Here is a 15491-nt window from a genome sequence, read left to right on the forward strand (position 1 = left end):
GGAGGGCGGCGGTGTGTCCGGCGGGGCCGGGGCCGATGATGACGACGTCGCGGATCTCGCTCATGCCGCAGGCTCCGGGGCGATCTCGGCGATCAGGCCCTCGATGAGCTTCTTGATCTCGTCGCGGATGGGACGTACGGCCTCGACGCCCTGCCCTGCGGGGTCCTCGAGCTTCCAGTCGAGGTAGCGCTTGCCGGGGAAGACGGGGCAGGTGTCGCCGCAGCCCATGGTGATGCACACGTCGGAGGCCTGGACGGCCTCGGCGGTGAGGATCTTCGGGGTCTCCGTGGACATGTCGATGCCGACTTCGTGCATGGCCTCGACCGCGGCCGGGTTGACCTGGTCGGCCGGGGCGGAGCCGGCGGAACGGACCTCGACGCGGTCTCCGGCGAGGTGAGTCAGCCAGGCGGCGGCCATCTGGGAGCGGCCGGCGTTGTGGACGCAGACGAACAGCACGGACGGCTTGGCGACGGTCATGGGAGCCTCTTCTCAGGCAGCGGTGAGCACACAGCGACAGAGAGCATCAGCACGAGCTGGTGTCAGTGGCTGCTGATGTGAAGTATCAGTACATGATGACGTCAGTCGACACTGATCTGATTCGGGTTCTGGCCGACCCGCTCAGGCTCCAGATCGTGACCCTCCTCGCCAGGGAGACGCTCTGCACCACCCACCTCGTGGAGGAGACGGGTGCCAAGCAGACCAATCTCTCCAACCACCTGAAGGTGCTGCGCGAAGCCGGGGTCGTGGAGACCGAGCCGTGCGGGACCCGGCGTTCGTCGCCGCCCAGCTCGCTGGGGCCGTCGTCGGCCTGGCGCTGGTGGCGGTCATCTTCCTGCCCGGGCGGGCACGGGCCGGTGAGCCTGCCGTATGACGCTGACGACGCAGATGGTGATCGACGCCGGTCAGGCCGGGCTGGCCGCCGGGTACCACCTGCGCCGAGCGGGCGTCGAGTTCGTCATCCTCGACGCCACTCGTCAGGACCGCGCAGGCGACCCCGACTCCGTCGAGGCGGTCTTCCAGACCTGGCATGGCAACGCCCCCGACGGCATCCGCCCCCGCATCGGCATGGCCGGCCCGTCCAAGCCCGCCCCCGCGCTCGACCGGCTCGCCGCCTACTTCGGCCGCATCGTCTGAGCAAAGCACTGGCGCGTGAGGGGTTCTGGCCCCGACGGAAAGCGAGGCCTGAACACTTCTGCGAGGGGGCGAGGAAGGCGCGCTGACGCGACGGGACCCAAACGTCCGGCTCTGCGATCGAGGTTTTGCCTGTTCGATTCCTCCCGCCGGCACAGGTGCCTCCCGAACCCGGCTCTGTGACACGGCGCTTGGCCCAGACGGTCGACAGGATCGACTGCGTCAGGGGGTCCCGGCGGCAGTGAGCAGCTTGCCCATGGCGGCGAGCACGGTCGGCTCGACGCGGTAGTAGACCCAGGTGCCCCGGCGCTCGGAGGTCAGCAGCCCGGCCTCTTTGAGCTTTTTCAGGTGGTGGGAGACGGTGGGCTGGGAGACGCCGACGTCGGAGATGTCGCACACGCATGCTTCACCGCCCTCGTGGGAGGCGACGGCGGAGAACAGGCGCAGCCGTACCGGGTCGCCGAGGGCCTTGAACATCTTCGCGGCTGCCTCGGCTTCCTCGGCGTTCATGGGGCGCTCGGTCAGCGGCGGGCAGCACGGCGCCACGGACTCGGCGGGCTCCAGCAGCGGCAGCACCTTGGCGTTCGACATGCGTCTATGTTGACATGCGTCGAACCAATGGGGCCAGAGCCGCCTCTCGTCTCACCGGCGCACCAGCTCGGTGGCCAGGCGGCAGGCGGCTCGGGCTGCGTCGCGGCCGACGCCGCGCAGCGAGTTGGAGGACAGTGCGCGCTGCCATTCCAGTCCCACGTATGCCAGGCCGGGGTGGATGAGAGAGGCGCCGTCGCGGTGCCGGGGTCGCCCCGCGCCGTCCAGGGCGCCCAGGCCGGCGAGGTAGGGCAGGTCGAGGCGGTAGCCGGTGGCGAGCACGATCGTGTCCACCACCTCCGTTCCCCTGTCCGGCCACGTCGCCATACGGCCGCCTCCCCGGCATCCTCGCAGCCTCAGGCGCCACCGCCGCAGCGCTCGCACCCTTCGCCGGCGCCGCACTCGCAGGACCACTGGGCGGCTGTCCCGCCTCTTCCTCGCCCTGGCTGCCCTGTCCACAGCGGCAAAGGCTTCGCCGCCTTCAGCACAGCACCCCCCTGCACACGCAGACTTCCCGTCGCGTGAGCCGTCGCTTTGCATAAATCTGTGCTCTTCCGTATAGTCATGCCATCGAAGACGGAGGGTCCGATGGTCGTACGTGCAGCGGTGGCGGGTGCAAGTGGATACGCGGGCGGAGAACTGCTCCGTCTGCTCCTCGCGCACCCGGAAGTCGAGATCGGTGCCCTGACCGGTCACTCCAACGCAGGTCAGAGGCTCGGGTCCCTCCAGCCGCATCTGCTGCCGCTGGCCGGCCGTGTCCTGGAGCCCACCACGGCCGAGGCCCTCTCCGGTCACGACGTCGTCTTCCTCGCCCTGCCTCACGGGCAGTCCGCCACCGTCGCCGAGCAACTCGGTTCCGATGTCCTCGTCGTGGACATGGGCGCCGACTTCCGGCTGAAGGACTCCGCCGACTGGGAGAGGTTCTACGGTTCCCCGCACGCCGGGACCTGGCCCTACGGCCTTCCGGAACTGCCGGGTGCCCGCGCCGCGCTGGAGGGGTCCAAGCGCATCGCGGTGCCCGGTTGCTACCCGACCGCGGTCTCGCTCGCGCTGTTCCCCGCCTACGCGGGCGGTCTCGCCGAGCCCGAGGCCGTGATCACCGCCGCCAGTGGCACCTCGGGAGCCGGCAAGGCACTGAAGCCGCACCTGCTGGGATCCGAGGTCATGGGGTCCATGAGTCCTTACGGCGTCGGAGGCGGACACCGGCACACGCCGGAAATGATCCAGAACCTGAGCGCGGTGGCGGGGGAGCCGGTCACCGTGTCGTTCACACCCACCCTCGCGCCGATGCCTCGTGGCATTCTCGCCAGCTGCAGCGCCAAGGCCAGGCCCGGCACCACGGCCGAGGCCGTGCGGGCGGCCTACGAGAAGGCGTACGCGGACGAGCCCTTCGTCCGCCTCCTCCCCGAGGGACAGTGGCCCGCCACGTCGTCCGTCCACGGCTCCAACGCCGTTCAGGTCCAGGTGGCCCACGACGAAGCGGCAGGCCGGATCATCGCGATCAGCGCCATCGACAACCTCACCAAGGGCACGGCGGGCGGTGCGGTCCAGAGCATGAACATCGCCCTGGGTCTCGATCAGACCACAGGACTTTCCACGATCGGAGTCGCGCCATGACGGTGACGGCAGCACAGGGATTCACGGCGGCCGGTATCGCCGCCGGGATCAAGGCGAACGGAAGCCCGGACCTCGCCCTCGTCGTCAACAACGGGCCCCGCCACGCCGCCGCGGGCGTCTTCACCGCCAACCGGGTCAAGGCCGCCCCCGTCCTCTGGTCCGAGCAGGTCCTCAAGGGCGGAGCCGTCTCCGCGGTCGTCCTCAACTCGGGCGGCGCCAACGCCTGCACCGGTCCCAAGGGCTTCCAGGACACCCACGCCACCGCCGAGAAGGCCGCCGAGGTCCTGGAGGGCCACAGCGCCGGTGAGATCGCGGTCGCGTCCACCGGGCTGATCGGCGTCCTGCTGCCGATGGACAAGCTGCTGCCGGGCATCGAGAAGGCCGCCACAGAGCTGAGCGTGCACGCAGGTGAGAAAGCCGCCATAGCCATCAAGACGACCGACTCGGTGCACAAGACGGCCGTCCACCAGGGCGACGGCTGGACCGTCGGCGGAATGGCGAAGGGCGCCGGCATGCTCGCCCCCGGCCTCGCCACCATGCTCGTCGTCCTCACCACCGACGCCGACCTGGACAGCGCGACCCTCGACAAGGCGCTGCGTGCCGCCACCCGCGTCACGTTCGACCGGGTCGACTCCGACGGCTGCATGTCGACCAACGACACCGTGCTCCTGCTCGCCTCGGGCGCCGCAGGGATCACCCCGGGGTACGACGACTTCGCCGAGGGCGTACGGGCCGTGTGCGACGGACTCGCACGGCAGCTCATCGGCGACGCCGAGGGTGCGTCCAAGGACATCCGCATCGAGGTGATCAACGCCGCGAGCGAGGACGACGCCGTCGAGGTGGGCCGCTCGATCGCCCGCAACAATCTGCTGAAGTGCGCCATCCACGGTGAGGACCCCAACTGGGGTCGGGTGCTGTCCGCGATCGGCACGACCGGCGCCGTCTTCGAACCCGACAGGCTCAACGTCGCCATCAACCGCGTCTGGGTGTGCAGGAACGGTTCCGTCGGCGAGGACCGGGATCTCGTCGACATGCGCTTCCGCGAGGTGAGGATCACCGCGGACCTCGCGGCCGGCAGCGCGTCGGCCGTCATCTGGGCCAATGACCTCACCGCCGACTACGTCCACGAGAACAGCGCCTACTCAACCTGAGAATCCAGGGACAAGGGACAGATGAGCACTCGTAAGCACACTGCACTCCCCAAGGCGCAGATCTTGATCGAGGCGCTGCCGTGGCTCACCCGCCACCACGGCAGGACGGTCGTGATCAAGTTCGGCGGAAACGCCATGGTGGACGAGGAGCTGAAGGCCGCCTTCGCGCAGGATGTCGTCTTCCTGCGGCAGGCGGGCATCAAGCCCGTCGTCGTGCACGGCGGCGGACCGCAGATCAGCGCACAGCTCGACAGGCACGGGCTGGTCAGCGAGTTCAAGGCCGGGCTCCGGGTGACCACGCCCGAAGCGATGGACGTCGTGCGGATGGTGCTCGCCGGACAGGTCCAGCGCGAACTCGTCGGGCTGCTCAACCAGCACGGCCCGCTCGCCATCGGCCTCACCGGCGAGGACGCCCACACCATCACGGCCACCAAGCACCGGCCCACGATCGACGGCGAACTCGTCGACATCGGCCGCGTGGGGGAGATCACCTCGATCGACACCGGTGCCATCCAGGCACTGCTGGACGACGGCCGCATCCCGGTCGTCTCCTCCATCGCCCGCTCCGCCGACGACGGACATGTCTACAACGTCAACGCCGACACGGCGGCCGCCGCCCTCGCCGCCGCGCTCGGTGCCGAGACCTTGATGGTCCTCACGGACGTCGAGGGCCTCTACGAGGACTGGCCCGACAGCGACGAGGTGATCAGCCGTCTCACCGCGAGCGAGCTGGAGAAGCTGCTGCCCGAGCTCTCCAGTGGAATGGTCCCCAAGATGGAAGGGTGCCTGCACGCCGTGCGCAACGGCGTCAACACCGCCCGGGTCATCGACGGCAGGGTGCAGCACTCCATCCTGCTGGAGATCTTCACCGACGAGGGCATCGGCACGATGGTCGTGCCCGACGGAACCGAAGGGGGAGCCAGGTGACCGAGGACATGGGCAATCAGAGGCTTTCGGAGCGATGGCAGGGCTCGATGATGGACAACTACGGCACGCCGCAGCTGTCCCTGGTCCGAGGCGAAGGCGCAAAGGTCTGGGACGCGGACGGCACCGAGTATCTCGACTTCGTCGGCGGCATCGCGGTGAACGCACTCGGCCACGCCCACCCCGCGATCGTCGAGGCGGTGTCCCGGCAGATCGCCTCCCTCGGCCACGTTTCCAATCTGTACGTCGCCGAACCTCCGGTCGCTCTCGCGGAGCGGCTGCTCCAACTCTTCGGGCGCCCCGGACGGGTGCTGTTCTGCAACTCCGGCGCCGAGGCGAACGAGGCCGCCTTCAAACTCGGCAGGCTCACCGGCCGTAGGCACATGGTCGCCACGGAGGGCGGCTTCCACGGCAGGACCATGGGGGCGCTCTCCCTCACCGGTCAGCCGGCGAAGCAGCAGCCGTTCCTCCCGCTGCCCGGCGATGTCACGCATGTTCCCTACGGGGACGTGGAGGCGCTGCGCGCGGCCGTCACGACCGACACCGCCCTGGTGATCATCGAGCCGGTCCAGGGCGAGAACGGTGTGGTCGTGCCTCCCGCCGGTTACCTCAAGGCCGCGCGTGAGATCACCCGGGCCACCGGCACCCTGCTCGTCCTGGACGAGGTGCAGACCGGTGTCGGACGGACCGGTCACTGGTTTGCACACCAGGCACACGGCGTCGAGCCGGACATCGTCACCCTCGCCAAGGGACTGGGCGGCGGGTTGCCGCTGGGCGCGACCGTCGCCTTCGGAGCCGCGGCCGACCTGTTCCGGCCGGGGCAGCACGGCACGACGTTCGGTGGCAACCCCGTCGCGTGTGCGGCCGGACTCGCCGTGCTCAGGACCCTTGAAGGCATGCTCGACGAGGTGAAGCGGACCGGCGAGCGTCTCAGGGACGGAATCGAGAATCCGGCCGGAGGCCAGAGCCACCCTCTGGTCTCGCATGTCCGCGGCGCGGGCCTGCTCCTGGGTATCGTGCTCAACGAGCCCCTCGCGCCACAGGTGCAGCAGGCGGCTCAGGGTGCCGGCCTCCTGGTCAACGCGCCCGCCCCCGATGTCGTAAGGATCATGCCGCCGTTGATCATCGGCGACGCGGAGGTGGACGCGTTCCTCAGGGCGCTCCCCGGCATCCTCGACGAGGCACAGCACGGGGACGGAAGATCCGGAGAATGAGACGCGTATGACCGAGGCCACGCAGGACACCGAGAACGGCGGGCCGGCCGTGCCGCAGACCCGTACGGCACGCCACCGCCGGATCGTGGACATCCTCAACCGGCAGCCGGTCCGCTCGCAGAGCCAGTTGGCGAAGCTCCTCGCCGATGACGGACTGAGCGTCACCCAGGCCACCCTCTCCCGGGACCTGGACGAGCTCGGGGCGGTGAAGATCCGCAACACCGGCGGCGAGCTGATCTACGCCGTGCCCAGCGAGGGCGGTTTCCGCACTCCGCAGGCGCCGCTCGGCGAGTCCGCGAAGGAGGAGCGGATGCGTCGCCTCTCCGGGGAACTGCTGATCTCCGCAGAGGCCTCGGCCAATCTCGTCGTCCTGCGTACGCCGCCCGGTGCGGCGCAGTTCCTCGCCTCGGCCATCGATCAGGCCGAACTGCACGCGATTCTCGGCACGATCGCAGGCGACGACACGCTGCTCCTTATCTCCCGTGACCCGGCCGGAGGTCAGGCGCTGGCCGAGCACCTGCTGCGGCTGGCCCAGAAGGAACGCTGACCCTGCTTCACGGCTGCGGCCGCCACCCGGCGATCGGGTGGCGGCCGTAGCCGTGAAGCCGTCGGGTGGCGGCGTCCTGCTGTCAGGCGGCGGCGGGCCCCTGGTGCTGTCGTGCCTGCGGGGGCACCGTCGCCAGATGGCGGGCGAACCCGCTGGTCTGCCAGGTCCTGCCGTCCACGGTGACGGCGAAGCCCTCCGTGTCGGGGAGCTGTTCGAGCCAGTCCCGGGCGGGTGCGCCCATGGCGTATGCGGCTGTTGCCCGGGCGTCCGCCTGGGTCAGGCCCGGGCTCACCACCGTCAGGGAGGCGAGGCCCTCGGCAGGGGGGAGGCCGGTGTGGGGGTCGACGATGTGGCAGCCGCGCTCGGCCGGTCCCGATGTCGCGACGGCGAGGTCCTCGTCGGCCTCGACCACGGCGACCAGCCCGCCGGGGTGCAGCGGGTCGGAGATGCCGACGCGCCACGGTCCGCCGTGCAGCTGGATGTCGCCGCCGCCGCCCAGACAGACCGCCGTGGCACCGGACGAGACGAGCATGCCTGCCGCGCGCTCCACCGCCCACCCCTTGACCAGGCCGGTGGGGTCGAGCCGGCCGGCGTACCGCGCGGAGAACCAGCCGTCGCTCAGGCGCTCCTCGGTCTCACAGAGCCCGAGCACCTCGGCCACATCGGCATCGCAGTCCGCCAGGGCGAGTTCACCCCTTGCAAGCCGGCTGACCTGGCTGTCCGGACGGTAGGTCGAGAAGACCTCGTCCGCATGGTGGACGGCGGCGACGGCGGCAGCGAGCCCGGCCCGTACGCGCTCGACGTCGCAGTCCGCGGCCATCCGGATGTCGAACGAGAAGACGGTGCCCATCGAGTGTTCGACGTGTCGCAGGCGCGCGTCGTCCGCCATCACAGGCCCGCCTTGTCGATGGCGCTCTGGAGGGACTTGATGTAGCCCTGGCTGGTGTAGGTGGCGCCGGAGACGGCGTCGATCCCTGCGCTCTGTGCCGAGACGGCTGCCTGGTTGAGTTTGGGTACGGCGTCGGCGGCGATCTTGCGGCTGTTGGGGTCGGCGCTGGGTGTCTTGACGGCGTTGGCGGCGGTGATCTTTCCGTCGCTGAGTGTGAGCTGCACCTGGACGTCGCCGTACTGGGTGTTCGCCACGTCCCCGAGCACGGTCCTGGGCGTCACGGAGCCGGAGCCCGAGCCGGCCCCGCCGGTGGCGGCGCCCGGGTCCGAGCCGGCCCCGCCGGTTCCCGCGTCCCCGCCCGGCGTGGAGCCCGACGCGGCTCCTGCCCCGGCATCGGCTCCTGCCCCTGCTCCCGCGGCGCCCGCCTTGTCGATGGCGCTCTGGAGGGACTTGATGTAGCCCTGGCTGGTGTAGGTGGCGCCGGAGACGGCGTCGATCCCTGCGCTCTGTGCCGAGACGGCTGCCTGGTTGAGTTTGGGTACGGCGTCGGCGGCGATCTTGCGGCTGTTGGGGTCGGCGCTGGGTGTCTTGACGGCATTGGCGGCGGTGATCTTTCCGTCGCTGAGTGTGAGCTGCACCTGGACGTCGCCGAACTGGGTGTTCGCCACGTCCCCGAGCACCGTCTGGCCGCCGGCGGGCTCGAGACCGCCACCGGCGGATGCGGCCGCGGCGGGCGGCACGACACCGCCGGCCTGCGCCGCTCCTGCCCCCGGGGTGCCCGGCTGCTTCATCGCCAGGAGCAGCACGACGGCCGACGTGGTGCCGGCGACGGCGATCATGATCCGGCGCAGTGGATGTTTCCTCTTCACGGACAGCCTCACATCTCGAACGACTCGTGATGGATGCGACGGGACGGCACTCCCGCCGCACGCAGTGCGTTGTACGACTCCTCGGCGAGGCCGGGCGGCCCGCAGAGATAGACGTCGTGCTGGTCGATGTCCGGCAGTACTTGCTTGAGGCGCTCGGTCGTGATCTCGGGCCGTGCCCCGTCCGGGCCGTTCACGGCGTACATCAGCTTTGCGCCCCGCACCTCGGCGATCTGCTGCAGCTCACTCCACAGCGCCAGGTCCTCGGCCCGGCCGGCGCGGTAGAGCAGGGTCAGATCCCCGGGACCGCCGGGCAGCGTCTCGAACAGGGCACGCAGGGGGGTGATGCCGGCGCCGCCGGCGATCAGGAGCACCTTGGTCCGGCTGCGCCTGGCGGCGGTCATGGCCCCGTACGGGCCCTCCGCCCAGACTCGGGTACCGGGCTCCAGCCGGGACAGCGCGGTGCTGTGGTTGCCCGCTGCCTTGACGGTGATGCGGAGCAGATCCGGCCGTGGCGGAGCGGAGAGCGAGTAGGGATTGGCGCTCCAGCGCAGGCCCTTGGCGAGGAACCGCCAGCGGAAGAAGTGACCCGCCTCCGCGCCCAGCCGGTGCAGTCGCCTTCCGGTGATCAGCACGGAGACCACGCCGGGCGCCTCGTCCACGACCTCCTCGACCCGCATCCGGTGCCAGAGATTGAGCCGGACCGGCGACAGAACGCGGAACCAGAGCAGAAGCGCCCCGACCGCGCCGTACATCAGGTACCAGACGGTGCGGGCGGCCGGGTTGGCCACGAACTCGGCGCCGGTGGCCAGCTGGTGCCAGAAGGTCAGGTACACCGCGACGTAGGTGAGGAGATGCAGGTAGTACCAGGCCTCGTAGCTCATACGGCGGCGCACCGCGCCGGCCGAGACGAAGCCGATCACCAGCAGCAGCCCGGTGCCGATCGCCGCCTTGACCATCTCGGGGAAGTCGACGACGACGGTGACGGTCTGTTCGACGACGCCGGTACGGGCCTGAACGGCGTACCCCCATACGGTCAGTACGACATGGGCGATCACCAGGCTGATCGCATACCGGCCGCTCATCGCGTGCCAGCGGGTCGCCCGGTCGGAACCGACGCGCCGTTCCAGCGCCGGTACCCGTGCCATCTGCAGCACCACGAGCGCGATCATGTAGCCACCGAGCAAACCGGTGATCCGGCCTCCTCCGATCAACCACTGGGCGGTGTCCATCTGGACGACCGCAGTGTTGTCCCACCACAGCCACAGGACTGCTGTTGCTCCTGCCCACGCCACGGCCAGCAGCACTGCTGCCGGATTGCGGCGCGGCCGGATCGCGCGCATGGTCTGGCGCCTGGCGGCCCGACCGCTCTGAATCATCGCCACGGCTGCTCCCCGGCCCTCGTCTGCGTATCGCTCACCTGAATACGCAGACGAGGGCCGGGGAGTTCAATCCGCCGGGCGCAAGTGTCGGCGGCGGGCTTTTGGCGCTGCAGTGCTCGACGCACGGCCCCGAGTTCTGCACGGCAACGACTGGCGAAGCCACGGCCCCGGCAGACGGCCCCGACACCTGTCACCGTCAGTGGTCCCGCTCCGAACCCGGCGGACAGCCACCGATGACCGGGACGGGCGGCTCTCCCGGGAGAGGATGCGGAGCAGGCCGACCACGGCATCTGGAGGACGGCGGCGTCGGCGCCGCCGGGAGCAGGTCCGTGCCGTCGCCGCGTGAACGACGCCGCAGGTCAGTCGAGCTGGGCCGGAGGCGGGGCAGGCAGGGGGCCCCGGTCGGTCCGGGGCGGCAGGGGGAGCGGCAGCGCGGGCAGCCCGTCCAGACTCACGCCGATGTGTTCCTTCTTCTCGCAGTACGCGGCGAACTCCTCGTCCGTCTTGCGCCCGAAGTGCTCGGCATGCTGCGTGCGCTCCTCCCGGTAGTCCATGAACGGGACGGCGAACCCGCAGGCATCGCTGATACGGGCCGCACGCACGACGACGATCGCGCGGGCGGCGGCTCCGTCGACGTCCTTGAAGTGCTCGATGAGTCCGGCCCAACGCGGATCGTCCCGGAAGACGGCCTCCCCATGACCGTGCACCCGCAGGATCTTGGGCGGCCCGCTGAAGGCGCACCACATCACCGTGATGCGCCCGTTCTCACGCACATGGGCGATGGTCTCGGCGCCGCTGCCGCCGAAGTCGAGGTAGGCGAGGGTCAGTTCGTCGATGAGGACGAGGGTGCCCTTGCGGCCCTTGGGTGAGAGATTGACATGGCCGTCGCCCGCGAGCGGAGCGGTGGCGGTGAAGAAGACGGGCTGTTCCTCGATGAACGAGCGGATCCGGCCTTCTATGCGTGCGTAGGTCTGTCCCATGCATGCGATTATCGGTGCGCCCCCTCGGGATGCCGGCGCTGGATCTCAACATGCAGGCCACAGTTGCCTTTCGGCCTGCTGGGCACGGGCCCGCAGTCTCGGATCCGGGTCGGTGACGAGCGCACGAACGGCCGACACGAACACCATGCCGCCGTGGGCCCGCAACAGCCGGAACGCCCCGATCCGGACATGGGCGGGCCGGTCCTCGCCGATGCGCACGGCCAGCCACGGCGTCGGCAGCCGCCCGGCATGAGGGATGAGCGCGGTGACCGTCTCACGGACCACGGCGGGCCCGTCGTCGTCGATGAGCCGGCGCAGCCGTTCCGGGTCCACCGCTCCCAGCAGCCGCAGCCCGGCGACCGCCCGGGCCCGGACCGCCGCGACCGGATGCGTGACCAGGGGCCACAGCAGCGCCGCGTCCGACCGCTCACCGCACTCGGCGAGCCCGAGCGGAGCCCAGCCCGGGACGGCGGAAGTGGCCGAGGCGTCACACATGGCCCGGTACAGCGGCAGTGGTGCGACGCCCGCCTGACGCAACACATAGCGGGCGCAGGCCCGGACGAGACCTGTGCGGTCGGTCAGATGCGCCTCCGCCTCCGCGTGGCGTCCGGCCCTGCGCAGCGCCGTGACTCCGGCGGACCGGACTCCTGGATGCCGGGCACCGAGCAGCAGGCTGATCACGTCCTCGTCGCGGGTCGGGTCGGCGACGGCGGCTTCCGCGCACAGCTGCCGGACGATGGTGTCGGTGTCAGCCGCGGCCGTACGGGCGAGGCGCACGGCGGACAGCAGCCGGCGTTCCACGGCGATGTCGTGTGCGAAGCGACGGGTGGCGCGATCCGTGGCGGCCAGCAGCGGTTCGAGAGCCGCGAGCGGGAGCGTGCGCAACCTCTCGCCGAGGAGGTCGCGGGCGAAGACACCGCGCGGCCGGCGGGCCACCCGCAGGACCAGGGCGGTGAGCCGCGCCGACGCATCGGACTCCACCTTCTCGAACATCGCCGGGAGCAGCTCCCTGGCCCGTTCGCGCACCGGGGCGGCCCAGTCCGCGGCGCGGATCACGATCAGCGGCAGCAGCTCGGGCATGGCGCCGGCCCGCTCCAGTGCCGCCGCACGGATCCGGCCGTCGGGGTGGCAGAGGTCGATCGCCGGTACCCGCGCATCCGCCGGCGACCGGGCTGCTCCGTTCGTGTCGTAGCGCGTCAGCAGACGGATCGTGGTGTCCAGTTCCAGCCATGAGGCCGGATCTGTCGTATCCATCGCCTCCTGGACGGGTGTCCCTCGTGCGACCCGCTCCGCGGCCGCGTATTGCCTGGTCAGCATGGGCAGAGCGTAGGGAATCCGGGGGGCGGTCTCCAGGGGTTATCGACTCGATTGACAAAACATACGGAGCTCTGCATAGTTATACCCAACACCGAATGCACCGTGAGGAGAAACCCGTGACCGAGCGCGTCGTACTCGCCTACTCAGGCGGTCTGGACACCTCCGTCGCCATCGGCTGGATCGCCGAGGAGACGGGCGCCGAGGTCATCGCCGTTGCCGTGGACGTCGGCCAGGGCGGCGAGGACCTGGACGTCATCCGCAAGCGCGCGCTCGCCTGCGGTGCCGTCGAGGCCGAGGTCGCGGACGCCAAGGACGAGTTCGCCGAGGAGTACTGCCTCCCGGCGATCAAGGCCAACGCCCTCTACATGGACCGGTATCCGCTGGTCTCCGCGCTTTCCCGGCCGACCATTGTCAAGCACCTCGTCGCCGCCGCGAACAAGCACAACGCCTCGATCGTGGCCCACGGCTGCACCGGCAAGGGCAACGACCAGGTGCGGTTCGAGGCCGGTATCGCCTCCCTCGCGCCCGGCCTGAAGTGCATCGCCCCGGTCCGTGACTACGCCATGACCCGGGACAAGGCGATCGCATTCTGTGAGGAGAAGCAGCTCCCGATCGCGACCACGAAGAAGTCGCCGTACTCCATCGACCAGAACGTCTTCGGGCGTGCGGTCGAGACGGGCTTCCTCGAGGACATCTGGAACGCGCCGATCGAGGACATCTACGAGTACACCTCGAACCCCGCGGAGCTGCGTGAGGCCGACGAGGTCGTCATCTCCTTCAAGGAGGGCGTGCCGGTCGCCATCGACGGGAGGCCCGTCACCGTTCTGCAGGCCATTCAGCAGCTCAACGAGCGGGCCGGTGCCCAGGGCATCGGCCGGATCGACATGGTCGAGGACCGGCTCGTCGGCATCAAGTCGCGTGAGGTGTACGAGGCGCCGGGCGCCATCGCCCTGATCACGGCCCACCAGGAGCTGGAGAACGTCACCGTCGAGCGGGAGCTCGCCCGCTACAAGCGGCAGGTCGAGCAGCGCTGGGGCGAGCTCGTCTACGACGGCCTGTGGTTCTCCCCGCTCAAGCGCGCCCTGGAGGGCTTTATCAACGAGGCCAACCAGCACGTCACCGGCGACATCCGGATGACCCTGCACGGCGGCCGCGCCGTGGTCACCGGCCGGAAATCGGACGAGTCGCTGTACGACTTCAACCTCGCCACCTACGACTCCGGGGACACCTTCGACCAGTCGAAGGCACAGGGCTTCATCGACATCTTCGGTCTTTCGTCGAAGATCGCCGCCAAGCGGGATCTGCAGGCATAGCCTGTCGCCCGTCCGCCGACCCGAAACGCGCACGACGGCCGCCTCCCCGTTTCCCCCGCCCGGGGGCCCAAGGCCCGCCCGGGCCCGGGGAGGGGAGGCGGTGGCACATCCACCCCCTGAGGAGCTCGAGCTGTGAGCAGCAACAACGGTGACGTCCGGCTCTGGGGCGGCCGGTTCGCCGACGGCCCCGCCGAGGCCCTGGCCAAGCTGTCCGCGTCCGTCCACTTCGACTGGCGACTGGCGCCTTACGACATCGCCGGATCACGCGCCCACGCCCGTGTGCTCCACAAGGCGGGTCTGCTCACGGCCGACGAGCTCGAGCGCATGATCGCGGGGCTCGACCGGCTCGAGGCGGACGTCGCCGACGGCAGTTTCACCGGCACGATCGCCGACGAGGACGTCCACACCGCCCTGGAGCGCGGCCTGCTGGAGCGGCTCGGCCCCGACCTCGGCGGCAAGCTGCGCGCCGGCCGGTCCCGCAACGACCAGGTCGCCACGCTGTTCCGCATGTATCTGCGCGACCACGCCCGGATCATCGGCGGCCTGATCGCCGAGCTCCAGGACGCTCTCGTCGGCCTCGCCGAAGCCCACCCGGACGTCGCCATGCCGGGCCGCACACACCTTCAGCACGCCCAGCCGGTCCTCTTCGCCCATCATGTCCTGGCCCATGTCCAGTCCCTGTCCAGGGACGCCGAGCGGCTGCGGCAGTGGGACGGGCGCACAGCCGTCTCCCCGTACGGCTCAGGAGCGCTCGCCGGCTCCTCGCTGGGTCTGGACCCGCAGGCGGTGGCGAAGGACCTCGGCTTCGAGCACGGCAGCGCCGCGAACTCCATCGACGGCACGGCCTCGCGCGACTTCGTTGCCGAGTTCGCGTTCATCACCGCGATGATCGGCGTGAATCTCTCCCGGATCGCCGAGGAGATCATCATCTGGAACACGAAGGAGTTCTCCTTCGTGACCCTCCATGACGCCTTCTCGACCGGCTCGTCGATCATGCCGCAGAAGAAGAACCCCGACATCGCCGAGCTGGCGCGCGGCAAGTCCGGCCGGCTCATCGGCAATCTCACCGGCCTGCTGGCCACCCTCAAGGCGCTGCCGCTCGCGTACAACCGCGATCTCCAGGAGGACAAGGAGCCGGTCTTCGACTCCTGCGACCAGCTGGAGGTTCTGCTCCCCGCCTTCACCGGGATGATGGCCACGCTGACCGTCAACCGTGAGCGCATGGAGGAGCTGGCCCCGGCCGGATTCTCCCTCGCCACGGACATCGCCGAATGGCTGGTCAAGCAGGGTGTGCCGTTCCGCGTCGCGCACGAGGTCGCGGGCGAGTGCGTCAAGGAGTGCGAGGCGCACGGCATCGAGCTGGACCAGCTCACCGACGACCAGTTCGCGAAGATCTCCCCGCATCTGACCCCCGAGGTCCGCACGGTCCTGAACGTCCACGGGGCCCTCGCCTCCCGCAGCGGGCGCGGCGGTACGGCACCGTCGGCCGTCGCCGTCCAGCTCGCAGAGGTGAAGGCCGACCTGGCCGCCCAGCACGCCTGGGCCGCCGCCGGACGCTGACGTCCCCGCAGC

At 70.2% G+C, this 15491-nt stretch carries 16 protein-coding genes and 1 pseudogene; 9 read left to right on the top strand and 8 right to left on the bottom strand.

What is annotated here, in order from left to right:
• Nucleotides 1-60: 60 nt before the first annotated feature.
• Nucleotides 61-477, bottom strand: coding sequence for an arsenate reductase ArsC (locus tag AC068D_RS22835; RefSeq protein ID WP_478824884.1), 417 nt, complete (start codon nt 475-477; stop codon nt 61-63).
• 92 nt (nt 478-569) lie between these two features.
• On the opposite strand from AC068D_RS22835, the pseudogene AC068D_RS22840 reads away from it, so the two are divergent.
• Nucleotides 570-764 (top strand): annotated as a pseudogene (locus tag AC068D_RS22840) (ArsR/SmtB family transcription factor); the annotation flags it as partial.
• 103 nt (nt 765-867) lie between these two features.
• A complete protein-coding gene (locus AC068D_RS22845) occupies nt 868-1134 on the top strand; it encodes a hypothetical protein (protein WP_478825074.1) in 267 nt (88 codons plus the stop codon).
• 219 nt (nt 1135-1353) lie between these two features.
• On the opposite strand, the gene AC068D_RS22850 is transcribed toward AC068D_RS22845, so the two are convergent.
• Together AC068D_RS22850 and AC068D_RS22855 are read right to left on the bottom strand one after the other, a co-directional pair.
• Nucleotides 1354-1722, bottom strand: a complete 369-nt coding sequence (locus tag AC068D_RS22850; RefSeq protein ID WP_478824885.1) for an ArsR/SmtB family transcription factor — start codon at nt 1720-1722, stop codon at nt 1354-1356.
• Between the two features lie 51 nt (nt 1723-1773).
• Nucleotides 1774-2046: a hypothetical protein gene (locus tag AC068D_RS22855; protein ID WP_478824886.1), complete on the bottom strand. Its 273-nt coding sequence runs from the start codon at nt 2044-2046 to the stop codon at nt 1774-1776.
• 261 nt (nt 2047-2307) lie between these two features.
• Between AC068D_RS22855 and argC the strand changes: the two genes are divergently transcribed.
• From argC to AC068D_RS22880, 5 genes are read left to right on the top strand one after another with little or no spacing between them, the layout of a single operon-like run.
• A complete protein-coding gene (gene argC / locus AC068D_RS22860) occupies nt 2308-3336 on the top strand; it encodes an N-acetyl-gamma-glutamyl-phosphate reductase (RefSeq protein ID WP_478825061.1) in 1029 nt (342 codons plus the stop codon).
• A complete protein-coding gene (gene argJ, locus AC068D_RS22865) occupies nt 3333-4487 on the top strand; it encodes a bifunctional glutamate N-acetyltransferase/amino-acid acetyltransferase ArgJ (protein WP_478824887.1) in 1155 nt (384 codons plus the stop codon). The genes argC and argJ overlap by 4 nt, the downstream gene beginning before the upstream one ends.
• A 21-nt stretch (nt 4488-4508) precedes the next feature.
• The gene (gene argB, locus AC068D_RS22870) at nt 4509-5414 is read left to right on the top strand and encodes an acetylglutamate kinase (protein ID WP_478824888.1); all 906 of its coding nucleotides are present in this window, start codon (nt 4509-4511) and stop codon (nt 5412-5414) included.
• Between the two features lie 8 nt (nt 5415-5422).
• Nucleotides 5423-6625 carry an acetylornithine transaminase gene (locus AC068D_RS22875; RefSeq protein ID WP_478825062.1) on the top strand — a complete coding sequence of 401 codons (1203 nt, stop codon included), beginning with the start codon at nt 5423-5425 and terminating at the stop codon, nt 6623-6625.
• 7 nt (nt 6626-6632) lie between these two features.
• Complete coding sequence (locus AC068D_RS22880; RefSeq protein WP_478824889.1) at nt 6633-7172, top strand: arginine repressor; 540 nt, start codon at nt 6633-6635, stop codon at nt 7170-7172.
• Between the two features lie 82 nt (nt 7173-7254).
• Here AC068D_RS22880 and AC068D_RS22885 read toward each other — a convergent pair whose 3' ends face one another.
• The 5 genes from AC068D_RS22885 to AC068D_RS22905 form a co-directional block, all read right to left on the bottom strand.
• Nucleotides 7255-8022 carry an FAD:protein FMN transferase gene (locus AC068D_RS22885; RefSeq protein WP_478825063.1) on the bottom strand — a complete coding sequence of 256 codons (768 nt, stop codon included), beginning with the start codon at nt 8020-8022 and terminating at the stop codon, nt 7255-7257.
• 38 nt (nt 8023-8060) lie between these two features.
• Nucleotides 8061-8900: an FMN-binding protein gene (locus AC068D_RS22890; RefSeq protein ID WP_478825064.1), complete on the bottom strand. Its 840-nt coding sequence runs from the start codon at nt 8898-8900 to the stop codon at nt 8061-8063.
• 38 nt (nt 8901-8938) lie between these two features.
• Entirely contained in the window at nt 8939-10306 is a 1368-nt protein-coding gene (locus tag AC068D_RS22895; protein WP_478825065.1) for a ferredoxin reductase family protein, read from the bottom strand.
• 362 nt (nt 10307-10668) lie between these two features.
• Nucleotides 10669-11289, bottom strand: a complete 621-nt coding sequence (locus tag AC068D_RS22900) for a pyridoxamine 5'-phosphate oxidase family protein (RefSeq protein ID WP_478824890.1) — start codon at nt 11287-11289, stop codon at nt 10669-10671.
• A 45-nt stretch (nt 11290-11334) separates the two neighbouring features.
• Complete coding sequence (locus AC068D_RS22905) at nt 11335-12606, bottom strand: hypothetical protein (protein WP_478824891.1); 1272 nt, start codon at nt 12604-12606, stop codon at nt 11335-11337.
• A 116-nt stretch (nt 12607-12722) separates the two neighbouring features.
• Between AC068D_RS22905 and AC068D_RS22910 the strand changes: the two genes are divergently transcribed.
• Together AC068D_RS22910 and argH are read left to right on the top strand one after the other, a co-directional pair.
• Nucleotides 12723-13919, top strand: a complete 1197-nt coding sequence (locus tag AC068D_RS22910) for an argininosuccinate synthase (protein WP_478824892.1) — start codon at nt 12723-12725, stop codon at nt 13917-13919.
• 132 nt (nt 13920-14051) lie between these two features.
• Complete coding sequence (argH, locus tag AC068D_RS22915) at nt 14052-15479, top strand: argininosuccinate lyase (protein ID WP_478824893.1); 1428 nt, start codon at nt 14052-14054, stop codon at nt 15477-15479.
• Nucleotides 15480-15491 lie beyond the last annotated feature (12 nt).

Source organism: Streptomyces sp. NPDC043861, from assembly GCF_056435905.1.